The sequence below is a fragment of the Embleya sp. NPDC001921 genome, from assembly GCF_053594475.1.
In genome coordinates, this window is record NZ_JBSFEO010000005.1 from 283,098 (window position 1) to 307,266 (window position 24,169).

19 protein-coding genes and 1 tRNA gene are annotated in these 24,169 nt (G+C 70.5%); 14 read left to right on the plus strand and 6 right to left on the minus strand.

Annotated elements, in window-relative coordinates; translation table 11 throughout:
- Window positions 1-473: 473 nt before the first annotated feature.
- Window positions 474-551 (plus strand) — tRNA-Gly (locus tag ACWCPW_RS08330).
- A 45-nt stretch (window positions 552-596) separates the two neighbouring features.
- Here ACWCPW_RS08330 and ACWCPW_RS08335 read toward each other — a convergent pair.
- Window positions 597-2,270, minus strand: coding sequence for an HNH endonuclease (locus ACWCPW_RS08335; protein WP_449760751.1), 1,674 nt, complete (start codon window positions 2,268-2,270; stop codon window positions 597-599).
- 1,235 nt (window positions 2,271-3,505) lie between these two features.
- On the opposite strand from ACWCPW_RS08335, the gene ACWCPW_RS08340 reads away from it, so the two are divergent.
- From ACWCPW_RS08340 to ACWCPW_RS08360, 5 genes are all read left to right on the plus strand, one after another.
- Window positions 3,506-5,311 (plus strand): protein kinase domain-containing protein, encoded by a 1,806-nt coding sequence (locus tag ACWCPW_RS08340; RefSeq protein ID WP_449760752.1) that lies wholly within the window; start codon window positions 3,506-3,508, stop codon window positions 5,309-5,311.
- Between the two features lie 144 nt (window positions 5,312-5,455).
- The gene (locus tag ACWCPW_RS08345) at window positions 5,456-7,672 is read left to right on the plus strand and encodes an MMPL family transporter (protein WP_449760753.1); all 2,217 of its coding nucleotides are present in this window, start codon (window positions 5,456-5,458) and stop codon (window positions 7,670-7,672) included.
- Window positions 7,673-7,677: 5 nt separating this feature from the next.
- Window positions 7,678-8,862 (plus strand): sensor histidine kinase, encoded by a 1,185-nt coding sequence (locus ACWCPW_RS08350; protein WP_449760754.1) that lies wholly within the window; start codon window positions 7,678-7,680, stop codon window positions 8,860-8,862.
- 5 nt (window positions 8,863-8,867) lie between these two features.
- Window positions 8,868-9,524 carry a response regulator gene (locus tag ACWCPW_RS08355; RefSeq protein ID WP_449760755.1) on the plus strand — a complete coding sequence of 219 codons (657 nt, stop codon included), beginning with the start codon at window positions 8,868-8,870 and terminating at the stop codon, window positions 9,522-9,524.
- A 1,054-nt stretch (window positions 9,525-10,578) separates the two neighbouring features.
- Window positions 10,579-11,280, plus strand: coding sequence for a transglycosylase family protein (locus ACWCPW_RS08360; RefSeq protein ID WP_449760756.1), 702 nt, complete (start codon window positions 10,579-10,581; stop codon window positions 11,278-11,280).
- A 305-nt stretch (window positions 11,281-11,585) separates the two neighbouring features.
- On the opposite strand, the gene ACWCPW_RS08365 is transcribed toward ACWCPW_RS08360, so the two are convergent.
- Window positions 11,586-11,762 carry a hypothetical protein gene (locus ACWCPW_RS08365; RefSeq protein ID WP_449760757.1) on the minus strand — a complete coding sequence of 59 codons (177 nt, stop codon included), beginning with the start codon at window positions 11,760-11,762 and terminating at the stop codon, window positions 11,586-11,588.
- Window positions 11,763-11,899: 137 nt separating this feature from the next.
- On the opposite strand from ACWCPW_RS08365, the gene ACWCPW_RS08370 reads away from it, so the two are divergent.
- Together ACWCPW_RS08370 and ACWCPW_RS08375 are read left to right on the plus strand one after the other, a co-directional pair.
- Window positions 11,900-13,300 (plus strand): VWA domain-containing protein, encoded by a 1,401-nt coding sequence (locus ACWCPW_RS08370; RefSeq protein WP_449760758.1) that lies wholly within the window; start codon window positions 11,900-11,902, stop codon window positions 13,298-13,300.
- Between the two features lie 143 nt (window positions 13,301-13,443).
- Window positions 13,444-14,334, plus strand: a complete 891-nt coding sequence (locus ACWCPW_RS08375) for an MmgE/PrpD family protein (RefSeq protein ID WP_449760759.1) — start codon at window positions 13,444-13,446, stop codon at window positions 14,332-14,334.
- Between the two features lie 147 nt (window positions 14,335-14,481).
- Here the strand turns inward: ACWCPW_RS08375 and ACWCPW_RS08380 are convergent, their stop codons facing one another.
- Together ACWCPW_RS08380 and ACWCPW_RS08385 are read right to left on the minus strand one after the other, a co-directional pair.
- A complete protein-coding gene (locus tag ACWCPW_RS08380; protein ID WP_449760760.1) occupies window positions 14,482-15,480 on the minus strand; it encodes a GlxA family transcriptional regulator in 999 nt (332 codons plus the stop codon).
- 588 nt (window positions 15,481-16,068) lie between these two features.
- Window positions 16,069-16,614 carry a nuclear transport factor 2 family protein gene (locus tag ACWCPW_RS08385; RefSeq protein WP_449760761.1) on the minus strand — a complete coding sequence of 182 codons (546 nt, stop codon included), beginning with the start codon at window positions 16,612-16,614 and terminating at the stop codon, window positions 16,069-16,071.
- Between the two features lie 187 nt (window positions 16,615-16,801).
- Here ACWCPW_RS08385 and ACWCPW_RS08390 point away from each other — a divergent pair, with 187 nt between their 5' ends.
- Window positions 16,802-17,584 (plus strand): SDR family NAD(P)-dependent oxidoreductase, encoded by a 783-nt coding sequence (locus ACWCPW_RS08390; protein WP_449760762.1) that lies wholly within the window; start codon window positions 16,802-16,804, stop codon window positions 17,582-17,584.
- 77 nt (window positions 17,585-17,661) lie between these two features.
- Here the strand turns inward: ACWCPW_RS08390 and ACWCPW_RS08395 are convergent, their stop codons facing one another.
- Together ACWCPW_RS08395 and ACWCPW_RS08400 are read right to left on the minus strand one after the other, a co-directional pair.
- On the minus strand, window positions 17,662-18,267 hold the full coding sequence (locus ACWCPW_RS08395) for a DUF4291 domain-containing protein (RefSeq protein WP_449760763.1): 606 nt from the start codon (window positions 18,265-18,267) through the stop codon (window positions 17,662-17,664).
- Window positions 18,268-18,421: 154 nt separating this feature from the next.
- Window positions 18,422-18,829, minus strand: coding sequence for a peptidase inhibitor family I36 protein (locus ACWCPW_RS08400; protein WP_449760764.1), 408 nt, complete (start codon window positions 18,827-18,829; stop codon window positions 18,422-18,424).
- 294 nt (window positions 18,830-19,123) lie between these two features.
- Between ACWCPW_RS08400 and ACWCPW_RS08405 the strand changes: the two genes are divergently transcribed.
- The 5 genes from ACWCPW_RS08405 to ACWCPW_RS08425 are packed head-to-tail and all read left to right on the plus strand — an operon-like array spanning window position 19,124 to window position 24,039.
- Window positions 19,124-20,305 carry an acyl-CoA dehydrogenase family protein gene (locus tag ACWCPW_RS08405; RefSeq protein WP_449760765.1) on the plus strand — a complete coding sequence of 394 codons (1,182 nt, stop codon included), beginning with the start codon at window positions 19,124-19,126 and terminating at the stop codon, window positions 20,303-20,305.
- A gap of 8 nt (window positions 20,306-20,313) precedes the next feature.
- Window positions 20,314-21,288, plus strand: coding sequence for a bifunctional MaoC family dehydratase N-terminal/OB-fold nucleic acid binding domain-containing protein (locus ACWCPW_RS08410; RefSeq protein ID WP_449760766.1), 975 nt, complete (start codon window positions 20,314-20,316; stop codon window positions 21,286-21,288).
- Window positions 21,288-22,415, plus strand: coding sequence for an acyl-CoA dehydrogenase family protein (locus ACWCPW_RS08415; RefSeq protein ID WP_449760767.1), 1,128 nt, complete (start codon window positions 21,288-21,290; stop codon window positions 22,413-22,415). Before ACWCPW_RS08410 ends, ACWCPW_RS08415 begins: the two co-directional genes overlap by 1 nt.
- A complete protein-coding gene (locus tag ACWCPW_RS08420; protein ID WP_449760768.1) occupies window positions 22,412-22,861 on the plus strand; it encodes a MaoC family dehydratase in 450 nt (149 codons plus the stop codon). Before ACWCPW_RS08415 ends, ACWCPW_RS08420 begins: the two co-directional genes overlap by 4 nt.
- Window positions 22,858-24,039: a lipid-transfer protein gene (locus tag ACWCPW_RS08425; protein WP_449760769.1), complete on the plus strand. Its 1,182-nt coding sequence runs from the start codon at window positions 22,858-22,860 to the stop codon at window positions 24,037-24,039. The genes ACWCPW_RS08420 and ACWCPW_RS08425 overlap by 4 nt, the downstream gene beginning before the upstream one ends.
- Window positions 24,040-24,169 lie beyond the last annotated feature (130 nt).

Sequence of the window (24,169 nt, forward strand, 5' to 3'; positions counted from 1 at the left end):
GGTTGCAGGTTCGCATCCTGGCGAGCGTACATGCAGGTCAGGGCCCCTTTCCGCTAGATCCGAAAAGGGGCCCTGAGTCGTTTGCCAGCATCTGCAAGCAGCGAAGTTCTGCAGTGATTACCGCAGGTTGTCCCCGAGTTCCTTGCGCGCCGCCCGCATCCGCACTCGCGACGTGGCTCTAGATTTCCATCACCGCGTGAGGATGCACACTGAGTGCCATCGGCAGCGAGCCGTAAGTGTGCCGGATCTCGCGCATGCCAGCCTTGCGGGACCGCGCCGGGTACATCGTCGTCAGGTTGCCCGGCCTGCAGGACCTGCCGACCCCGTCACGAACACCAGGTTCAACACCGGACACGGCGCGTCCACCCGCTCACCCGCAGCCGGGCTCGCCGATCCTCGTGGCCTCGCCGACCCGCCTCCTGCCACTCGCGGCGCGGCACTGGGTGACCGCACTGTGCTAAACAGCAGCTCAAGGCGTGGACAGCGGTTCATGGTGCACGTGCCTTCCAAGCACTTGGCCGCAGGTTCGAGTCCTGCCGAACGTGCCGCCACACCGCCGCGAGTCGCCCGCCCCTCCGCACGGCGAAGACGAATGACTAGTTCGGTTCGGATGCGTCCGGAGAGTCGGACTCCTTGGCCAGATGGTCTGCGTGGCGCTGTCGGGCCTCGCGGCGAAGTTCATCTGCGAGTTTGCCGCGGTTGACGCCTCGGGTCTTCAGGGCGTGGCAGTTGGGGCAGAGGGCGATCATGACTTCGGGGATGTCCCGGCCGCCGCGGGCGAGGTCGTGGACGTGGTCGACCTCCAGGATGGGTTGGCCTGCCATGGTGAGTTCGGTCGGGTGGCCGAGGCAGCGTGGGTTTTCGCAGATTCCGGCGCTGCGTTCGATGACGGCCTGGCGTGCGCTACCGTTGCGGGCTCGCCTGACGATTGCCCGCACGACAGTGCTCCCGATCCGGTCGTCCGCGCCCTGAGTGGCTCTTTGGTTGAGCAGCGCGTAGGTGTTCTTGGTGCTGCTCGCGGATGTACGAAGCCGTTCGTTGACGGCGTCTTCGAGGGATGTCGTGGCGAGGAGTTCGTGGACTGCGGGCGGCCATGATTCGGGGTCGTCGGAGGGGACCGGTCGTAGCAGCCAGGAATCCCCGCTTCGGTGGGAGCCCGCTGCGTCCGTGGACGGTTGTGTGCAACGACCGACGACTACTGCCCGGGTCTCGAAGTCCCAGCCTCCCGAGCCGTCCGGGCGGCTCACACGGATGGGGCGAGTTGCGGCGCGGGCACGTTCGAGCGCCAGGTCCGTTGCGGCGTCGGGGGCGGTGTATCCGATGAGGTCGGTTTCGGGAATCGGTCCGTCCTCGTTGGGGCCGCCGGGCACGTAACGCAGGTCCGGGCTCTTGTCCTCGTCGCCTTCCGTGACGCCTGGCCCGTGTGGGGCGGGGGCCGTGTCGGGGACTGCCCGATCGGAACGTGCCCACTCTGGGAGTCCGAGCGGTGCAGGATCGGGGAACTTCGCCAGTACGAGCGCGATTGCGGCGTCGAGGACCCGGGGTTCTCTCGTGAGCAACTCGTGGTCCGCTGCGGGGAATCCCATCATCGGGTTGGATCGGTTCAGTTCCCCGAGCGTCGGACGCTGCGACGCCGTCAGGTGCTCGGTGCCGTCCACCTCCCACAGGCCGTCGTTGCGTAGGGTCCAGACCGGATACAGCGCCTGGGCGTTCGCGTCCCGAGCGTTGCCGAACTTCTTGCCGACGACGGTGAGAGCCTCGCGTACGACGGTCCACGGCTGTCGGGGGTCCGGGTTCAGGCGGACCTGTTTCAGTGCCCACAGCAGCATCAAGGGGCGGTGCAGCGCGGTTCGGTCCGCGAACCTCTGCGGAGACACCGCCTTCACGCGCGACAGGAACTCCGCCCCGGCTGCGGAGTGTTCGGTGTGCCGATCGATCACCACGAACCCCAGACGCTCCATGACGGCGTTCGCCGCCGCGTGCCCACCGCTGAACCGGTCGTTCGTCAAGGGCCCCCGCTCCGGGAACTGATATCCGTACGCGGCTCCGACCAGCGCCTTGACGTCGTAGAGAGATCCTTCGTGGTCGACGAAGTAGCGGGTCGACCGACCGTACTTGTACCGCTCCAGGAACGCGTCTCGCCTGATGTGGTCGAACTCGTCGATGGCACGGAGGACGGCGTCTCGCTCCGTCAGATCCCTGAGGACCACAGTCCCTCCTTCAAGCTTGAGGTCCGTCCGAACACTCAGGCTAGCGCCGGGAAACGACACGCCTCGGACGCAGACAGCAGCTTGCTGACGAGAGCATTGCCCAACCTGACGAGCCGGTCCGAGCGGAGTTGAGGTCCGCGACTTCCGACGCCGACCGCTCGGCGGGCGCCCGGCCGATGTCGCCACCTGTTCCGATCCACATCTCCGGTCACACATCTAGTCTTCGAATGTGGCGCCTGTCACATATCGAACGGATGCTCGATGACAGGGGATGCCAGGGAGTGCCCTGCGTTGTCACACGGTTCCAAGTGCCCACGTTCTCTTATGACTTGTGGATCGAGGTGGACTTTCGGCGACGGTACGCTGATGCCCAGCATTCCCCTCCACCCAGCCGGGTGCGCCGTGGACTTCCCGCGGGGCCCACGAACTGTGGACTCGGCCCCAAGGAGGGGGGTGATCCCGTTGACTTCAGCCGAATGGCTGAGAAGGCGGGATGTGCGCAGTCTTGCCAGGCGGTTCGCTGAGGCGTTTCGCAGGTGGGGAGCCTCGGTCTACACGCTGTTGCGTGTGGTGTGGGACCTCTACAACGGCAACGGCCCTGGTGGCTAACACCACCAGGGCCCTGCGCTGATGCACACGGGGTCCCGTCGCGAGCTGGCCAGCCTTGGCGGGACCTTCGTGTTTCCGCGAACCGTGCACAGTCCAATGCACAAATTTGGGCGTTCAACCACCCTGGACCTGCACCGAGCTTCGCTGAGCATTTCTGAGCTTCGCGAAGCTTCGCACACCATCATGCCTTGTCCGCAACTGGAGTTGTGCGAAGGGCGGCCTGCTGCTTGGGCCTCGCGGGGCGCCCGTTGGGCATCCGATGCCCAAAAGTGTGCACTCGCTGCCCACTCAAGAGGCTCAGCCCTCTGAAGAGGAGGGGCCTGTTGGCGGGTCCTGGTGGGCTTCTGGGTCAGGTCGACGGCGGTCGCAATCATGATCCACGGCGAATGCGCGGTGAAGTTCGGTCGTCGGGTGCCGAACGTGCTGGTCAGAGCGATCCTGGTGGTCCTCTTGAAAACTGCTAGCAGGGGTGACTCTGCTCGTGGGTTCGAATCCCACGTCCTCCGCGGGAAGCAACGCGGACACACGAGAACACAGGTGGGCGGCGGTACTCGGAGGGATTCGGGTGCCGCCGCCCACCTGTGTTCTCGTGGTGTTCGTGGGGGCGGTCATAATCGCTGTTCGTGCCCGGTTCGGCCGGCGCCTTTCGGCGGCAGGGGCGGGGTCGGGCGGACGGGGGACTTGGCATGATCGAGCCGTTGCTTCCTGATGATCCTCGCGAGATCGCCGGGTATCGGCTGCGGGGCAGGCTGGGGCAGGGCGGGATGGGGAGCGTCTACCTGTCCTATACGCGGGGCGGGCAGCCGGTCGCGCTCAAGGTGGTTCGGCCCGATCTGGCGCGGGATCCCGAGTTTCGCAGGCGGTTCGAGCGGGAGGTCCAAGCCGCTCGGCGGGTGCACGGGCCGTATACGGCGCCGGTGTTGGACAGCAATATCGACGGTCCGCTGCCGTGGCTCGCGGGTGCGTACGTCGCGGGCCCGCCGTTGTCGGAAGCCGTGCGGGTGCATGGACCCCTGCCGGTCGAGACGGTGTTGTTGCTGATCGCGGGTGTGGCCGAGGCGCTGGAGTCGGTGCACGCGGTGGGCATGATTCATCGCGATCTCAAGCCGTCCAATGTGTTGCTGGCGGGCGACGGCCCGCGAGTGATCGACTTCGGGATCGCGCGGGCGGCGGATACCACCGCGCTCACCGGCTCCGATGTCGTGGTCGGTACGCCCGCGTTCATGTCGCCGGAGCAGGTGGTGGGGAAGCCGGTGGGTTTCGCGAGCGACGTGTTCTCGCTCGCGTTGGTCGGGTACTACGCCGCGACCGGCGAGCACGCGTTCGGCCAGGGGCATGCGCAGGCCCTGATGTACCGGATCGTCGGTGAGGCCCCGGATCTGCGTGCGTGTCCGCCGCCGCTGCGGGGCCTGCTCGAATCGTGCCTGGTCAAGGAACCCGCCGACCGGCCCTCGCTCGCGGACGTGATCGAGGGATGCCGGCGCGGTGCGGAGGTGACCACGCTCGTACGCGGAACCGGGTGGCTTCCGGCGGGTATCGCTCGGGACATCGCCGAGCGCGAGGCGGTCCCGCCGGCGGCGGCGACGGTCGGCCGGGAGGCGTCGTCCGAGGCCGCCGGCCCGCCGATCCCACCGCCGCCGCCCATGCCTTCGGCGCCCCCGAAGCCGCCCGCGCAACCACCGACCATCGGCCTGACCGCCGGCCCGGGCCCCGGGGTCGGGATGGCGCCGCCGGTGATCCCTGGTGTTCCACCGGGCGTCTTGCCGAGCCCGCCGTTCGGGTCCGCGAAGCCCACCTCCCGCGGCCGAAGGGACCGGCGCATCGTGGTGGCGGCGGTCGCCGCGGTGGCGCTGATTGTCGCGGCCGTGGTCGTGCTCCCCTCGTTGATCGGCGGCGACGGCGACGGGAGCGGGGCGCTGACGGCCGGAGACACCCCCGGGGCCGGGACCGGTGGCGACGACGGGAAGGAGACGCGGTCGAAGGTTCCCTTGGTGATCGCCGCACCCGCAGTGCCTCCGCAGTCCTACCTAGACCACGAGGTCTGCAACGGAGGCCTCGCCACCTACGTCGACCTGGAGAATCTGACCGTCCGGAACGCTCGGCCCGACGTCGCGGATTCCGCCGTGTCGCCGCCGGCCACGCTCAAGTACGTGGCGTGCCGGGAGAAGGACAGCGGCGCCGATGACACCGTCACGGCCGAACTTCGGTTCCTGGACCGGCAGGCCGTCGCGGGGTTCGTCACCAACCCGGACGCGAGCGTCGAGGAGTGCCGCAGCGCCGCCCGCGCCGCGAGCCTGCCCACGTCGGTGCCCATGTCCGTGCTCAACTCGAGCGTCGTCTCGCGCAATATCGGGTTCTGCGTCGAGACCGGCCGCAAGACCGTGGTGCTGGTGTGGATCACCGACATCCGGGACGCCGGGAACGGCACGGGATTGCGGACGTTCTCCACGCTGGCCACCCGGTGGAAGGCCGGGGCCGGCACGGCGTCTTGACGGCCCCGGGCAGCGCGCTCCGTCCCCGCTCCACCGTCCCCTTCCGCAGCCCTTGTCCACCGCTCTTGTCCACCGATCGGTGGACGACGAGTTCCATCGGTCGAGCCTGTCCGGGACATGGGCGCCCAGACCAGGATTTCGGGCATGACGAAACTTCCTGTTCGCGTGGCGCGGTGGAGCGCCGGACATCCCTGGCGGGCGATCGCCGGCTGGTTCCTCTTCGTCGCACTGTGCCTCGGAGCGGGGATCAGCGTCGGGACCAACGCGGCCACGGCCGACGACTTCCGGGTCGGCGAGGCCGGTCGCGGCGAGGCGCTGGCCACCGAGGGCGGGCTGCAACAAAAGCCAATGGAGCGGGTGTTGATCACCGCGAAGCCCGGGCAGCAGTTGGACCCGGGCGCCGCCGATGCCGCGGCCCGCGAGGTCGTCGACCGGATGCGGGTGCTGCCCGAGGTGTTGTCCGTGGCCGCGCCGGTGCGCTCGGCGGACGGTACGGCGGTCCGGGTCGACGTCACCCTCAAGGGCGCCGAACTCGACGGCAAGAACCACGTCGACCCGCTGCTGGCGCAGACCGCGAAGGTACGGGCCGGCCATCCCGGGCTGCTGATCGGGGAGACCGGCGGCCCCTCGATCAGCAAGGACGTCCAGGGCCAACGCGGCGAGGACCTCTCGCGTACCGAACTGATCGCGTTGCCGATCACCCTGATCACCCTGCTGATCGTGTTCCGCTCGGCGGCGATGGCCACCGTGCCGCTGCTGCTCGCGCTGTCCTCGATCGCGGCGTCCATCGGGTTGTCGATGCTCGTGTCGCACGTGTTCCCGGACGCCGGCGTCGGTACCAACGTCATCCTGCTGATCGGCCTGGCGGTCGGCGTCGACTACGCGCTCTTCTACCTCAAGCGTGAACGCGAGGAGCGGGCCCGGTCCGGCGGCCGGCTCGACTCGCGGGCGCTGGTGGAACTGGCCGCGGCCACCTCCGGACACGCCGTCGTGGTGTCCGGGCTCGCGGTCGCCGCCTCCAGTGCGACGCTGTTCCTCGCGGACGACGTGATCTTCTCCTCGATCGCCACCGGTGCGATCCTGGTCAGCCTGGTCGCGGTGCTCGGTTCGCTGACCGTGTTGCCCGCGCTGCTGGTCAAGCTCGGCACCCGGGCCGAGCGCCGGGCCGTCCGTCGGGCCGAGCGGGCGAGCCGACGCGGCAAGGTCGCGGCGGCGAAGCCGGCGCGCACCACCGGAGCCGGCCGGGTCACCTCGGCCATGCTGCGCGTCGCCGGCCGGCGACCCGGCGCCACGCTCGCCGTCGCCGTGCTGGCCATGCTGGCCATGACCGCTCCGCTCGCGGACCTCAAGCTGACCGACATCGGCCGGGAGACCTACTCCCGCGACCTCCCGGCGATGGAGACCTGGCACCGGCAGAACCAGGCGTTCCCGGAACTGAAGTCGATGCACCAGGTCGTGGTCCGGGCCGAGGCCGGCCGTGCCGACGAGGTGGCCGGCGCGCTGCGCGAGTTGGAACAGCGGGCCCAGGCCGACCCCTCGCTCGCCCGGGTCACCGAGCTGCGCACGTCGCCCGACCGCCGGATCACCATGCTGGAACTGCGGGTGCCGCATTTCGTCAGCGCCTCCACCGCGCAGGACTCGCTCGATCGTGTCCGCGACGAGTACGTGCCGGCCACCGTGGGCAGGCTGGCCGGCGTCGACGTCGCGGTGACCGGTGACGTCGCCCGCTACGCGGACTATCCCGAGCACCAAAAGGGCAAGTTGCCGCTGATCATGGTGACGCTGCTCCTGGTCACCTTCGTGATCACCGTGTTCGCGTTCCGGTCGGTGGTCCTGGGCCTGGTCGGCGTGTTGTTGAACCTGCTCTCGGCCGGCGCCGCGCTCGGGCTGCTCGTGCTGACCTTCCAGGGGACGTGGGCGGAGGGGCTGCTCGACTTCGATTCCACCGGCTCGATCGGCTCGCGCGTACCGCTGTTCCTGTTCGTGATCCTGTTCGGGCTGTCGATGGACTACCAGGTGTTCGTGATCAGCCGGATCCGGGAGGCCGCGCTGCGCGGGGCGTCGACCCGGGAGGCGGTGCTCGACGGGATCGGCAGTTCGGCCGGCGTGGTGACCAGCGCGGCGTTCGTGATGGTGACCGTGTTCGCCAGCTTCATCGGTCTGCATCTGATCGAGATGAAGCAGTTCGGCTTCAGCCTGGCGGTGGCCGTGCTCCTGGACGCGTTCGTGATCCGGATCATGATCCTGCCCGCGACGATGCTGCTGCTGGGGGAGAAGACCTGGTGGCCGTCGATCGGGACGCGTCGGACCCGGGAACAGGCCCCCGCCGCCGACGCTCGTACGACCGAAAAAGTAGGCTGATCGGTATGTCCGAACGGCCGCAGCTCACCGACCCGTTCCGGATGTGGACCCTGCACCGGTGGTACATCCTCTTCTGGGTGCTGCTGGGACTGGCTCCGATGACCGCCGCCGGCACGGACGATGCCGGCGCGACCCGGTACTGGTCGGTGGGGCTGCCGGTCGTGCTCGGCCTGGCCTACCTGATCATGTGGGCGTTTCCCGACAACCGGGTGCTGCGACCGCGCACCTTCGTGTGGGTGCTGATCGTCGGGCTGGGCGCGATGGCCTACCCGCGCGACGGCGGTGCCTCGGTGTACGTCGCGACCCTCCCGCTCTTCTGGTTCCTCACCAGGGACCCCAGGCCCGCGATCACGTACGGCGGCCTGGCCGCGGTCGCCACCGTGATCGGCGGGGCGGCGCCGCAGGGCTGGAGTCCGGACCTGCTCACCGGCAACACCGTCGCCACCCTGATCGCCTACACGGTGAGCGTGCCGCTGGGGTTGTCGGTGCACCGCCTCGTCGAGCAGAGCGGTGAGCGGGTCCGCGTCCTGGGCAGCGAACTGGAGAGCGCCCAGCTCCGGTTGGCCGAGGCCAACCAGCGCCGGGGCGCCGCGGAGGAGCGGGAGCGGTTGGCCCGGGAGATCCACGACACCCTCGCCCAGGGCTTCGCGTCGATCATCGTGCTGGCGGAGGCGGCCCGTTCCGGCATCGCGACCGATCCCGCGACCAGCGGCAGGCAGTTGCTCTCCATCGAGCACACCGCTCGGGAGAACCTCGCCGAGGCCCGGGTGCTGGTCGGCTCCGCCCCGCAGAGCGGCGTCGTGCCCGGTTCGGTCGCCGGAGCCCTGCGCCGCACGCTGGACCGCTTCGTCGAGGACACCGGGATCACCGTGGACGCGGACCTGCCCGACGTCGAGTGCGACCAGCCGACCCGGATCGCGCTGCTGCGCTGCACCCAGGAGTCGCTGGCCAACGTCCGCAAGCACGCGGAGGCCGCCGCGGTCGGCGTGGTGCTCGCCCGGCACCCGCACGGCATCGAGCTGGAGATCACCGACGACGGGCGGGGCTTCGTGGTCGGGGACGCCCGCGGCTTCGGGCTCGACGGCATGCGCAAGCGACTGGCCGAACTCGGCGGCGAGTTCACCGTCACCAGTTCGGTCGGTGACGGCACCCGGATCCTGGCGATGATTCCCACCGACGGTCAGGAGTGAAGGACATGACACAGGAAGCGCTGCGCGTCATCGTGGTCGACGACCACTCGGTGATGCGGGCCGGGGTGGTCGCCCTGCTGGCCGCGGAGCCCACCATCGAGATCGTCGGCGAGGCGGGTGACGGCCTCGCCGCCGTCGAACTGGTCGAGCGGCTGGAGCCGGACGTGGCGCTGATCGACCTGCGGATGCCGGTGCTGGACGGGGTGGCCGCCACCACCCGGATCGTCGGCCTCCCGGGCCGGACCCGGGTGTTGATCCTGACCACGTACGACACCGACGCCGAGATCGAGCGCGCGGTCGAGGCCGGTGCGATCGGCTACCTGCTCAAGGACACCACCCGCGAACAACTCGTCGAGGCCATCCGCTCGGCGGCTCGGGGCCAGACCGTACTGGCCCCCAGGGTCGCGGAGCGGCTGGTGGCCCGGATGCGCCGACCCGCCCCGGTGGTGCTGACCTCGCGCGAGGTGCAGGTGCTCGACGCGGTGGCCGACGGCCTCTCCAACGCGGACATCGGCAAGCGACTCGTGATCGCCGAGGCGACCGTGAAGACACACCTGCTGCGGGTCTTCGCGAAGCTCGACGTCAGCGACCGCACGCACGCGGTGGTCATCGCCATCGAAAGCGGGTTGTTGCCTCGTTCGAAGCACGAATCGCACGGTTGAACCGACCGACGCGCGAAGCGTGTGGTCGAACCGGTCGAACCCGCCTCGACCCGCCCGGGGGTGTCCGGGCGCACCCCGCACCCCCCGGCGACCCCGGGTGGGTCTCGGCCCGCGCCGGAGCGCGCATTCGTCCGTACCGGGGCGCGCCCGACCCCGGAAGAGCGCTCCTATATATAGGGGTGCGCCGGGCGCGACTTTCGGCGCACGGAATCCGCTTTCCCATCGCCACGCATCGTGATACCGGCGCGCTTTCCACAAGCTCCGGCTTCCGGAGGATCGCGTTCCGCCGCGGTGTCCCTCGAAACGGGCGAAAATAGCGCCACGCGCGAGTGAAAGTGGCGCGGGTCACAGATGCGGATGTGGCGCGGATCGCATTCGGCATACTTTTCCGGCCGGTGGCGAAGCGCTCTCGCAGCGTGAATACATGCAGGCTGGGACGGTTGTCCGGGGCGATGGCCGGCCGGTTATACCCGGTCTGTCCGCAGGCTACCGTCGCCGGAATTGTGATGACGCTCACGCTGCACGTGTAAGCCGGACATAAAGGTATTTAAGGCTCGCCCGAAATGCCGCTTCCAGGGCGCCGGCCTGCGTGATCATGCGATCGCATCCGGTAGTGATTCGACAATGTGTCACGGATTGATCGCTCGGTGTGTACAACCGGGGGTCAAAAGGGGCAAAAGGTTCCCCGGTTTGTCGGCCGGTAAACGCCGATCGGGCTCGGAAGGCGGCTCGAAGGGCATCGACGGGCATTTCTAATACCTATCCTGACCTGCGTAAATACCGGAGCGGGTTGATAACGGCCGGATAACCTGTTTATGGTCCTGGCGATGTGCAAATCGCACCTCCTGGGTTCCCGCCGGCACGGCATGGCGGAACTCGCGGTCTGGGAGGGCCGCGGGGTTGCGGCATCGGACATCACGTCTTGGACGTGACCGTTCGGTTCCGGGCGGGGGTGATCCGCAAGGATCGCGCCGGTCCATCCGCCCCAGGGGAATTCCGAGAGGAATGTATGTCTCTCCGCAACGCTTTCGGTCGCACCAACACGCACCGCGGCATGGGTCGTACCCAGCGCCGCCTGCGCACCGCGACCATTGTCGGCGTCGTCGCCGCCACCCCGCTCGTCGGGCTCGCGACCGCGACCTCGGCCGGCGCTGCCACCACTTCCACGTGGGACAAGGTCGCCCAGTGCGAGAGCGGCGGCAACTGGTCCATCAACACCGGCAACGGCTACTACGGCGGCCTGCAGTTCACGCAGAGCACGTGGCGCGCCAACGGCGGTACCGGCAGCCCGCAGAACGCCTCGAAGGCCGAGCAGATCCGGGTCGCCGAGAACGTGCTCAAGACCCAGGGCCCGGGCGCCTGGCCGGTGTGCTCGGTCAAGGCCGGACTGACCCGCGGTGGCGGCAGCCCGGACGCCGGCAGCACCACCCCGAAGAAGTCGACCCCGAAGAAGGAGTCGACCCCGAAGAGCACCACCCCCAAGAGCACCCCGAAGAAGGTCGTCGTCGCGCCGCAGAGCGAGACGCCGAAGAAGGCCGCTCCGGCGAGCAAGCCGGCCGCGGCTCCGGTCGCCGAGACCGCGCCGACCACCTCGACCGAGGGCGCCTACGTCGTCAAGACCGGTGACACCCTCAGCGGGATCGCCGCGGCGAACAACGTGGGCGGCGGCTGGCAGGCGCTGTACGCGAAGAACCAGGGCGTGGTCGGCAGCAACCCCGACCTGATCCTCCCGGGCCAGCAGTTGGTCCTGCGCTAGAACCCCCCCGGGACCGCCTCGGTTCCGAAGGTTCGGCGTACGCCGTGCGGTGCCCGCGACGCGGTGCACGGCGGTCGAGTGAGTGGTGCGAAGAACGGGCTGTGCGCACGTGGTGCGCGGAGCGAGCTGTGCGAAGACGGTCGGGGGCGGCCGTATCTCCTGTGCGAACACCGGGAGATGCGGTCGCCTTCGGCCGTTCTGTCGGCATTTCCCGCTTCGATGACGGAAGTACCACGACGTGCCGTGGAGGGGACGGGACGTCGCGAGGGGTCCCACGGGCCCCTCGACCGGCCCGGGAGGCATCGTCAGGTGCGGCCCGGGCCGCGCTGCGTCGAGGCCGCCTCGGCGGCGCACAGCGACTCCAGACGGCGGGCGATCGACGCCGCGCGCTCGATCAGCAGTCGGGCACGCTCGTGCTCGGCCTCGCTCCACTCGCCGGGGTCCGCGCGGTTGCCGCCCGGATGATGACCGTTGTTGCCCATAACCGCTTGGTTCCCACCGGATGGGGGCGATCATTCACGATGTGACGGCTCATCACCCGTGATGCCGATCACGTCCGTCTTCCGGCCGGTGCCCACATTCCTGCGGCAGGGCCTCGATCCGGGCCACACTGACGACCATGACGACTCTGATCGCCGGGGCCAATGTCCCGGTTCCCGCGGGCCCGCTGACCCTGGTGATCCGCCGCGCGGCGGACGCGCCGATCGCGGACGCCTCGGCGCTCCTGCTCGGATCGGACGGCAAGGTGCGCTCGGACGAGGACTTCGTGTTCTACAACCAGCCGGCCGGGGCCGCCGGCGCGGTGCGCCACCTCGGCCCGACCGCGGGCGGCGAGGCGGTCGCGGTGGACGTGCCCGCTTTGCCCGCCGACGTGGATCGCGTGGTGGTGGCCGCGTCCGTGCACGAGGGCACGTTCGCCTCGGTGGGCGGGCTCGCGCTGGCCGTGCTGGACGGCGCGGGCGGCACCGTCGCGACCTTCCCGGTGCAGGCCGGCGGCAGCGAGACGGTGCTGGTGCTGGGCGAGTTGTACCGGCGTCAGGGCGCCTGGAAGTTGCGGGCGATCGGCCAGGGTTACGACACCGGGCTGGCCGGACTCGCGAGCGACTACGGCGTGGACGTCGGCGAGGAGGACGAGGAGAGTGCCGGCGCCGGGCTGCCCGCCGGGACGTTGCCGGTCGCGCCGGTGGGTGCCACGCCCGGGTGGGCGCCGCCGCCGTACAGCGACGAACCGACCATGCGCCTGCCCGCGCCCGCGGACGACCCGCAACTGGCCGGGCTGCCGCCGGAGGTGGGCGCGCGGATCTCGCTGCGCAAGGAGGCGGTGCGGATCACCCTGGAGAAGAAGGGTCTGCGTGACGTGCGGGCCCGGGTGGCGATCGTGCTGGACCGCTCCGGGTCGATGCGCGAGCTGTACGGAAACGGCGCGGTGGGGCGCCTGGTCGAGCGCATGGCGCCGATCGCGGCGCGGCTCGACGACGACGGCGAGTTGGACGCGTGGATCTTCGCCGACGAGTTCGCGCCGCTGGATTCGGTCCGCATCCCGGAACTGCCGCGCTGGATCGCCGACAACGTGTACATCGACGGCCGCAACAACCGGCCGCAGTCGCCCCCGCTGCCGAACGGGGCACAGCGCTCGCCCGACCACCTGTCCGGCGTGTTCGGCGGCAACAACGAGCCGGCGGTGATCGAGGACATCATCGCGCGCTACCGCCGCGAGCCGGGCGCGCCGGTGCTGGTGCTGTTCTACTCGGACGGCGGGGTCAACCGCAGCAAGCAGATCCAGCGCCTGCTGACCGACGCGGCGGGGCTGCCGATCTTCTGGCAGTTCGTCGGACTGGGCCGCTCGAACTACGGGATCCTGGAGCGGATCGACACCATGCCCGGTCGGCTCGTGGACAACGCCGGCTTCTTCCAGGTGGACGACATCGACCGGATCTCCGACGTCGAGCTGTACGAGCGCATCCTGACCGAGTTCCCGCAGTGGCTGACCGCCGCCCGGGCGGCCGGCATCGTGCGCTGATCCGACGCCCGCACGCCGCGACCACCACCCGTGCGCCCGAGTGATTGGGGGATGACGCGACGTCACCGGGACGGTCACAATGGGACATTGCGCCGTCCTTTGGCACCACGTCGTCGTGCAGTCGAGGTACGGGGAGGGTTTCCATGCCGATATCGGGTGAATTTGCCGATTGGGCCATAGAACTGACGATGCGTCATATCCCAGTGCCGGTCCGACGGGCGACCGGTCGGCGGATCCTGACCGCGATCGCGGCCGGGGTCGGCGCGGCGCGCGTGGGCCTGGTGGACCCCGCCGTACACGTCGCCGTCGGGATCGGCGGCCCACCGGAGGCGGAACTCATCGGGCACGCCGCGGGCCGGCTCGCGGCGCCCGCGGCCGCGCTCGCGAACGGCATGCTGATCGGCGCGGCGCGCCCCGAACCCGATGGCGCGGGTGGGGCGATGGCCGTGGTGCTGCCGGTCGCCATGGCCGTCGGCCAGGAGGTCAAGGCACGCGGCGACGAGGTGCTGGTCGCGGTGATCGCCGGGCACGAGATGGCCTGCCGGTTGGCCGCGCCGGACGGTTCGCGCCCGGTCGGGGTGCTCGGCGCGGCGCTCGCGGCGGCCCGGCTGATGACGGCGGACCGGTGCCGGGTCCGGGACGCGGTGGGCATCGCGGGGGAGTTCGCGGGTGCGCGGATCGGCACCGGCGGCACCCTCGGGCTCACCACCGGGATCGCGGCCGGCAACGCGATCATCGCCGCGCGACTGGCCGCGTCCGGCGCGAACGGCCCCGTCGGCGGGATCGACGAGTTGTGCCGGGTCTGGGGGCTGCGGCCGGAACGGGTGCTCGGCGGGCTGGGCGACGAGTGGGTCAGCGAGCCGCATCCGGCGGCGAAGACGACGGACTACCGGTTCGACCTGGAGACCTGCGAACGCCTCGGCGGCAGCCGCCGCGACGCCCGAGCCCTGGTCGCCGAGATCCGCGCGCTCGCCTTCGCGCCGTCCCTCGACTCGATCCTGGCCCTGACGGTGCGGGTCGCCGCGGGCACCTGAGCCGGCCGGAACCCGCCCGCCGGGCCGAGGCGCCCGGCGGCGGTCGGCCGTCGGGCGGCGGCGATCGACCGAAGCCGGGCGGAGCCGATTCGGCCCGTTGCTCGATCACGCGGGACCGGCTCGCTCCTCGGCCGGGCCGGACAGGGCCTATGCGCCCGTGCCCGGTGTCCTGCGGCCCGGGGCGCCGCGGAAGGCGGCGCGATAGTCCCTGGGGGCGACGCCGACGTGCCGGGTGAAGTGTTGGCGCAGGGCCAGCGGGGAGCCGAAGCCGCAGTGCCGGGCGATGGCGGTGATCGAGAGATCGCCGATCTCCAGGAGGCGCTGCGCGGCCAGGACCCGCTGGGTGGACAACCAGCGCAGGGGCGAGGTGCCCGTGCTGCGCGCGAAGTGGCGGGCGAAGCTGCGCTCGGACATGCCGGCCAGGGCGGACAACTCGGCGACGGTCCACGGGTGGCGCAGGTCGTCCAGGACCCGGCCGCGCAGTCGGCCGAGGCCGTCGTCCGGGGCGGCGGGCGAGGCCGGTACCGGGTTGTTGACGAACTGGGCCTGGCCGCCCGAGCGGAAGGGCGCGGTCACCATCGTGCGGGCGATCTCCATGGCCGCCGCCGCGCCGTGGTCGACGCGGACCAGGTGCAGGCACAGGTCGATGCCGGCCGCCGAGCCGGCCGAGGTCCAGATCGAACCGTCGCCGACGAACAGGACGTTGGCGTCCACGGTGACGTCCGGGTAGTGGTCGGCCAGGTCCTCGGTGTCCAGCCAGTGTGCCGTCGCGCGCCGTCCGTCCAGCAGGCCGGCGGCGGCGAGCACGAAGGCACCCGAGCACAACGACGCGATCGTGGCACCTCGTTCGTGCGCGGACCGCAGGGCCCGCAGCACGTCGTCGGGGAAGGTGTCGCGCCTCGGCACGACCCGGTGTTCGTTGCCCGGGACGATCACGAGATCGCACTCGTCGAGGCCGTCCAGGTCGTAGTCGGGAACGCAGAAGACGCCGGCCCCCAGGTTCACCCCGGCGCGTTGCGGGCCGCACACCCGAACCTCGAAGGCCGGGACGCCCCGATCGGTGCGATCGACGCCCCAGACCTCGAAGGCGACCGCGTATTCGAACACCCGTACCGGATCGAACAGCAGAATCCCCACGCGCCGCATGGCGGCAACCTAACCCGCCCGGCCTCGATGCCACCACGGCCCGACCGATGATCCGGTGGATCGGCCGGCCGGGCCGTGGTCCGCGCGAGCGCTCGGGCGACGAGCGGCTCCTCGTTCCCGATCCGTCCCGCGACGTCCGGGTCCTGTCCGTTCCCGCGGCAGGATCCGGGCGCATCCTTGGTGCGACTCGCGCCCATCCGCCCCGTGACCGATGGGATCGAGCGGCCGGCTCGGCGTACCGCACACCCCGGGAGGATCCTCGGGGCCGAGGTGTGCGGCGGCTTCCGGCTCGCCTTCGATCCTTGTCGCTGTCGTCGGGTCGAGGTGAGTGGCAGAAATGCCAACCATGGATGGATTCCTGCCACATCCGGTGGGCGTACTCCGAGCCGGGACCACGGATCGGGGCGGAGGTCTGCACAAGACGGGTGCGCGTGAGCCGGTGTGCACAAGCGGAGGCGGGCGTCAACGCGGGTGTGCATAAGTTGTCCACAGCCTGTGGAAACTTTTGGGGGATGTCGGGGCTTCCTGTGGACAAGGCGTGTCCCATGGTGGGCCGGGTCGGCCCTGGCGCGCCCCGGTGACACGCCGTCAGACCCCCTTGCGCGCCGGCACCTCGTCCGGGTCGAGCCGGCGCATGTCGGCGAAGCCGTCACCCGTGGAGTAGCTGTCCTCGCACAGCACGAGCGCGTCGGCGTCGAAGCCCCACACGATCGCCATCTGCGTCTCGTACAGGTAGAACGCGTCGACGTCCGGCACCGACCGGCCCATTTCGGCCAGGACCCGTCCCGGATAGGCGATCCGCAGGATGCCCTCGGTCACCACGGTGTCCTGATCCACCGTCAGGCGGTCGATGTGGTGCGCGAGTCGGCCGCAGTCGTTGTCGACCACGGCACGATAGAACTCGCGGACCTCGGCGTGACTCTTGGGGGCGCGGTCCACCGGGGACGCGCCCCACTGGTGGTAGACCGCCCGCGGCGAGACGGTGGCCATCAGGGCGTCCAGGTCGCCCTCGTGCTCGGCGCGCATGTGCGCCACCAGGGTGGTCAGGATCGCGTGCCGACGCGGATCGTTCTCCGCGGCCAGGCGTTTCTCGGCGAGTTCCCACGTGCGTCGCGCGTCGATGAGCCCGGTCATGTGTCCACCCTCCGCCGGTCGTTGTGTCGCCCGACACCTTGCACCGAAGTAGTTCACTGTGCAATACAAGTAATTGACTGTGCAATGCAAATCTCCCCATGTGGCACACCGGCGATCCGCCCGGGTGGCACACCGGCGGATCCGCTCGGTGCGGCGTGCCGTGTTCCAGACGACGAGGTGGCGACAGATGAGCGACGCGGGCGAAGTACGGGACGCGAACGCGATGTTCGACCTGAGCGGCCGAGTGGCGATCGTGACCGGCGGCAGCCGGGGCATCGGCCGGGCGATCGCGCACGCGTACGCGTCGGCGGGCGCCTCGGTGGTGATCGCGAGCCGCAAGGCCGACGCGTGCGACGCGGTGGCCGAGGAGATCACCGCGGCCGGCGGCCGGGCGCTCGCGGTGGCCACCCACTGCGGCGACCTCGATCGACTGGCCGCCCTGGTGGACGCGACCGTCGCGCACTTCGGCGGCATCGACATCGTGGTCAACAACGCCGCGAACGAACTGGCGCAACCGGTCGGCGAGATCACCCCCGCCGCGTGGGACAAGTCGTTCTCGGTCAACCTGCGCGGCCCGGTGTTCCTGGTCCAGTACGCGCTGCCGCACCTGATCGCCTCCGGGCGCGGGTCGGTGCTGAACGTGGTCAGCGCGGCGGTGTTCACCCGCGCCGAGGGCAAGGGCCTGTACGCCGCGGGCAAGGCCGGCCTGGTCGCCTTCACCCGCACGATGGCCGGCGAACTGGCCGAACACGGCATCCGGGTCAACGCGATGGCCCCGGGCGCGGTGGAGACCGACATGGTCCGCAAGACCGGCCCCGAGGCGATGGCCCGGATGAAGGGTGCCGCGCCGCTGAACCGGATCGCCGCGCCGGAGGAGATGACCGGTCTGGCGCTGCTGCTCGCGTCCGACGCGGGCAGCTTCATGACCGGACAGATCGTCAGCATCGACGGCGGGCTGACCGTGCACTGAGCCGGGCGTCGACCGGTCGGGCACGGGTAGCTCGGTCGTGGCTCGCTCGGTCCTGGCGCGCCGAGTCTCGCGGCGGCTCAGTCGAGCGCGGTGGCGCCGATCACCGGGACCAGTGCGTCCGGGAGCGGATACACCCGTTCGGTCGGCACGGCCGCGGCGGCCGCGGCCAGGTCACCGGCGCGGACCAGATCGTGCACCCGGTGCGCGAGCGCGGTCACGTCGGTGATCCGGCGCGTCCACTCGTCGGCGTAGGCACGCGTCGCCCATCCGGCCAGGCCGAGCTGCAACGAACGATGCGCCAACGGCCGCAGGGCCAGGTCGCGTTCGGGGTCCCACTGGATCCGCACCGTGGTCGCGTGCAGCCGCCGACCCCACGTGTCCCGGTCCGGGTAGGTGGTGTGGTCGTAGTGGCTCAGGCACGCCCCGGCGAGCGCGGCTTCGAAGCCCTCCCGGCTGATCTCCAGGGCCAGCACCCGCTCCTGCTTGGGCTTGGTCGCCCATCCGCTGCGGTACATCATCCAGGTGAAGCTGGGCTTGACCCAGGTCATCCGCTCCCGGCTCCAGGTGTCCGGAAACCGCTGCCCGCGGATGGCAGCGTCGGCGATCTGCGGCTTGTACGCCTGGTACACCGTGACGGTGTCGTCGGTGTACGCGGCGCGGATCTGTCGGTTCGGTATTTCCATGCCCGCAGTCTGTTCGCCCCGCCCGACCCGCGACCAATCGTTTTCTCACCGGCTCACCGGCTCACCGGCTCACCGGCTCACCGGCTCACCGCGACGAGGCCGCCGGGTCCGGCTCCACCCGCCCCCGCTCGGGTGGAGCCTGCCCGGGTGGGGCTCAGCCGTCCTCGCCGGGCGGCGTGCCGCAGCTCGGGCCGCCGGGTCCGTCGAACCGCACCGAGCCGAAGAAGTCCCGGTAGGTGGGGAAGAAGTTGCCCTTGCCGGTCGGGCCGGCGGAGGTCACGGCCGTGCAGCCGCTGTAGTTCGCGTCGGACCACAGGTGGATGGTCGAGGGGGTCCGGTTCCAATCCGACTCGGCCCGGTCGTCCATGCCGAGCGCGGCGAGATCCGGGGTGCTCCCCCTGAGGGTGATCATGTCGCCGGTCCCGTCCAGGCCCGAGAACATGCAGTAGTAGCCGTCGGGGCACCGGTCGTACCCGTCGGCGGCGCGCGCCGTGGAGACCGGTACGGCGCCGGCGGTCGCGGCGGCCGCCGCCACGAGCAGTACGGAGAACTTCTTCCTCATCGACGCTCCTCGGTCGAGATGTCGTGAACTCCTGACACCAGGCCAAACGGTCCGATGGCCGGAAGGACACGGCCGCCGCGACGGGCGTCGACGGGGATGTGATCCCGCCTCGAAAAAATGCTTGATATTGACAAGCGATCGCGAGTCGGAGAGATTCGATGTTGCCGGGCGACACGCGTTCCCGGTCCGTATCGATGTGCAGCGCGGGGCAGACCCGACCGCGACCCTTCCGTGCCCGGCGGGCGTCGACCCGCGTCGCGACCACGCGATCCACGCACGTGAAGGAGCAGCGACGTGCATCTCGCCCCGACCCCAGCGCAGGACGCTCTGCGGGCAGAGCTGCGGGACTATTTCACCCGCCTGATCACCCCCGACGTCCGCGCGGAACTCGACCGCGAGGGCGAGGGAGGCGGCCCCACCACCCGGCGGGTGCGCCGGCAACTGGGCGCCGACGGCTGGCTCGGCATCGGTTGGCCGGCCGAGTACGGCGGCCAGGGCAAGGGCCCGGAGATGCAGTTCATCTTCTTCGACGAGGCGTACCGCGCCGGCGCGCCGGTCTCCATGGTCACCCTGAACACCGTCGGCCCGACCCTGATGAAGTTCGGCACCGAGGCGCAGAAGAGCTACTACCTGCCGAGGATCCTCGCCGGCGAGATCATCTTCGCGATCGGCTACAGCGAACCCTCGGCCGGCACCGACCTGGCGTCGCTGCGCACCCGCGCGGTGCGCGAGGGCGACGAGTGGGTGATCAACGGGCAGAAGATCTTCACCTCGACCGCCCAGGGCGCCGACTGGATCTGGCTCGCCTGCCGCACCGACGTGGACGCCCCCAAGCACAAGGGCATCACGATGATCCTGGTGCCCACCAGCGACCCGGGCTTCTCCTGGACCCCGATCGTCACGGTCGGCGGGATGACCACGACGGCCACGTACTACGACAACATCCGGGTGCCCTACGACAACCTGGTGTTCGAGGAGAACTCGGGCTGGAAGCTGCTCACCAACCAGCTCAACCACGAACGCGTCGCGCTCGCGGCGCTGGGCATGCAGGCCGAGGACTTCTTCGCCGAGGTGCTGGCATGGGCCCGCGAGACCGAGATCGAGCCGGGCGTCAAGGTGGTCGACCAGCCATGGGTCCAGCTCAAGTTCGCCGAGACCTACGCGCGCCTGTCCGCGGTGCGGATGTTCAGCTGGCGGCTCGTGCACGACGTCGGCAACAACACGCTCAACGCGGGTGACGCGTCCGGCGTGAAGTTCTTCGGCACCGAGGGTGCCATCGAGGTGTATCGCAACCTGATGGAGATCGTCGGCCCGGACGCGACGCTGCGACCGAAGTCGCCCGGCGCGTTCAGCGACGGACTCCTGGAGGCGATGAACCGCCGCGCGCAGATCAACACCTTCGGCGGCGGCGTCAGCGAGGTCCAGCGCGAGATCGTCGCCATGGTTCGCCTTGGCATGACCCGAGTGAAGCGGTGAAGGACGACATGACCGACCCCAACAGCCAGGACAAGGCCGCCTTCCTCGCGGTCGTCAAGAAGTACGAGGGCGTGCACGACGTCTCCGGCGTGCTCGCGCTCGACCCGGTCAACGGGCCGATGATCCGGCACTGGGCCGAGGCCATGGGCGACACGAATCCGGTGTACACCGACCCCGAGGCCGCCGCCCGTACCCACTTCGGCGAGGTGGTCGCGCCCGCGACCATGCTCCAGGTGTGGATCATGCGCGGCCTTCAGGGCGGCGCCCCGGCGAACTCGGCGACCGGCGAGCTGTACAAACACTTCACCGACAACGGCTTCGGCTCGGTGGTGGCCACCAACTGCGAGCAGGAGTACCTGCGCCCGCTGCGCCTGGGCGAGGTGGTGCAGTACGACCAGCTCATCGAGACCGTCTCCGACGAGAAGACCACCGGCCTGGGCACCGGCCACTTCATCACGACACTGACCAACGTCTACGTCGACGGCGAGGCCGGCCGCGAACTGGTCGGCACGCACCGCTTCCGGATCCTGCGCTACACCCCGCACCGGAAGAAGGCCAAGGCCGCGCCGCCCGCCGAGCGGCCGCTGCGCCCGCGCAAGGTGGTCAACAAGGACAACCAGGCGTTCTGGGACGGCGTGGACGCCGGGAAGCTGCTGTTCCAGAAGTGCGCGGCCTGCGCCACCCCGCGCTTCCCGTTCGCGCCCGGCTGCAACAACTGCGCGTCGCTCGAATGGGAGACCGTCGAGTCCACCGGCAAGGGCGTCGTGTACTCGCACGTCACGATGCACTACCCGAAGTTCCCGGCGTTCGACATGCCGTACGCGGTCGGCCTGATCGAACTCGAGGAAGGCGTCCGGATGCTGGGCAACGTGCTCGGCGTCGCGCACGACGAGGTCCGCATCGGGATGCCGGTCGAGCTGGAATTCGTCACCCACGACGCCGAGCTGACCGTGCCCGCGTTCCGAGCGGTTGGGGAGAACTGATGGACTTCAACCTCACCGAGGACCAGCGGGAGCTGTCCTCGCTGGCCGAACGCATCATCGCCGACCAGTCCACGGACGAGCGGCTGAAGAAGCTCACCCAGTCCGGCGCGGACCTGGACACCGAGTTGTGGGGCAAGATCGCCGAGGCCGGTCTGGTCGGCGCGCTCGTCGAGGAACGGCACGGCGGCGGCGACCTGGGCCTGGTCGGCCTGGCACTGCTGCTGGAGCAACAGGGCCGGTTCACCGCGCAGATCCCGCTGCTCGACACGGTCGTCTACGGGCTGCTCCCGCTGCTGCGGTTCGGCTCGGACGAGCTGATCGAACGCGACCTGCCCGGCCTCCTGGACGGTTCGCGGATCGTGGCCGGCGCACTCGCCGAGGTCGGCGCGGGACTGCCCGCCGTACCCAAGGTGACCGCGCGACGGGACGGCGCCGGCTATCGCCTGGACGGCGACAAGCGCGCGGTGGCCTGGCTCACCGTCGCCCACCGGATCCTGGTGACCGCGTCGCTCGACGGCGCGCTCGCGGTGTTCACCGTGGACGCGGACGCCGCCGGCGTCGAGATCCAGGCCGCGCCGACCACCGCGCCGTGGGCCTCGGGCAACCTGCGCCTGACCGACGCGCCCGCCCGGCCGGTCGGCACCGTCGAGGCCGGCCCCGAGGTCGCCGCGTGGATCGTCGACCGCGCGCGCGTCGCGCTGGCGGCCCAGCAACTGGGCGTGTGCGAGCGCGGCCTGGCCCGCACGGTCGAACACGTGAACGCCCGCGAGCAGTTCGGCAAGCCGCTGTCCACCAAGCAGGGCGTGATGTTGCGCGCGGCCGAGGCGTACATGGACACCGAGGCCATCCGGGTCACCACGCTGGAGGCCGCGTGGCGGATGGACCGGGGCGAGGCGGCCACCGAACAGGCGCTGGTCGCCCGCTGGTTCGCGTCCGAGGCGGGCAAGCGCGTGGTGCACGCGTGCCAGCACCTGCACGGCGGTACCGGCTCCGATGTCGACCACCCCATCCACCGCCACTTCCTGTGGGGCCGTCAGATCGACGTGACCCTGGGCAGCGGCATCCAACAGCTCGCCGCGCTCGGCAAGCTGCTCGCCCACGTGCCCGCCCAGGGAGGCAGCCGATGACCACCGAGGACCTCGTGAGCCGGACCCACGCGCAGGTGTCCGTCGGCGACGAACTGCCGCCGCTGGCCATTCCGCTGACCCGCACGCTGATCGTGTCGACCGCGCTGGCCACCCGCGACTTCCAGGACGTGCACCACGATCCGCAACTCGCGGCGGACAAGGGCTCGCCGGACATCTTCATGAACATCCTGACCAGCAACGGCCTGGTCGGGCGCTACATCACCGACTGGGCGGGCCCCGAGACCGAACTGCGCAAGGTCGCGATCCGGCTCGGCGCGCCCAACTACCCCGGCGACACCATGACCCTGACCGGCACGGTGACCGCCAAGACCACCGCCGAGGACGGCACCCCGCTCGTGGAGATCGCCGTCGTCGGCGCCAACAAGCTCGGCAACCACGTCACCGGCACGGTCACGGTGAAGCTGCCGGAAGGAGCCGAAGCGTGAGCCTCAAGCACGCCGACAATCTGCGCGGCAAGACCGCCATCGCCGGGATCGGCGCGACCGAGTTCTCCAAGCAGTCCGGTCGCAGCGAACTGCGCCTGGCCGTCGAGGCGGTGGGCGCCGCGCTCGACGACGCCGGGATCGCGCCGTCCGAGGTGGACGGCCTGGTCAGCTTCACCATGGACACCAACCCCGAGATCGCGGTCGCCGCGGCGGCCGGGATCGGCGACCTGACCTTCTTCAGCCGGATCCACTACGGCGGCGGCGCGGCCTGCGCCACCGTCGCGCAGGCCGCGATGGCGGTCGCGAGCGGGGTCGCCGACGTGGTGGTCTGCTACCGCGCGTTCAACGAGCGCTCCGGCCGCCGGTTCGGTTCCGGCGTGCTCCAGCGCGACCCCACCGTCGAGGGTGTGGGCCTGGGCTGGAACATGCCGCACGGCCTGCTCACCCCGGCCTCGTGGGTGGCCATGTTCGCGCAGCGCTACCTGCACGTGTACGGCGCGACCACCGAGGCGTTCGGCCACGTCGCGGTCGCCGACCGCAAGCACGCGGCGAACAACCCGAAGGCGTACTTCCACGGCAAGCCGATCACGCTCGAGGACCACCGCAACTCGCGCTGGATCGTCGAGCCGATGCGGTTGCTCGACTGCTGCCAGGAGACCGACGGCGCGCAGGCGATCGTGGTCGTCAGCGCCGAGCGCGCCAAGGACCTGCGGCAGAAGCCCGCGATCATCAACGCGGCCGCACAGGGCGCGGGCCGCCTCCAGGACCAGATGACCAGCTTCTACCGGGACGAGATGACCGGTCTCGCCGAGATGGGCGTGGTCGCCAAGCAGTTGTGGCAGACCTCGGGACTGACCCCCGACGACATCCAGACGGCGGTGCTCTACGACCACTTCACCCCGTTCGTGCTGATGCAGTTGGAGGAGTTCGGCTTCTGCGGGCGCGGCGAGGCGCCGGCGTTCGTCGCGAACGGCGGGTTGGAACTGGGCGGCAAGCTGCCCACGAACACGCACGGCGGCCAATTGGGCGAGGCGTACCTGCACGGGATGAACGGCATCGCCGAGGGCGTCCGGCAGATCCGCGGCAGCTCGGTCAACCAGGTGGAGAACGTGCACAACGTGCTCGTGACGGCGGGTACCGGGGTGCCGACGTCGGGACTGGTGCTGGGCGTCGAGTAGACGGGGCCGGCGGCGCGCGGCGGGCGCGACCGAAGCGGTCGGAGGCCCACCGGGTCGGGCGCCGCTCACCCGGGCCGCCCGTACCGCGCACCCGTGCCGCTCACCCGGCCGCCCGGGTGCCGCCCGCCCG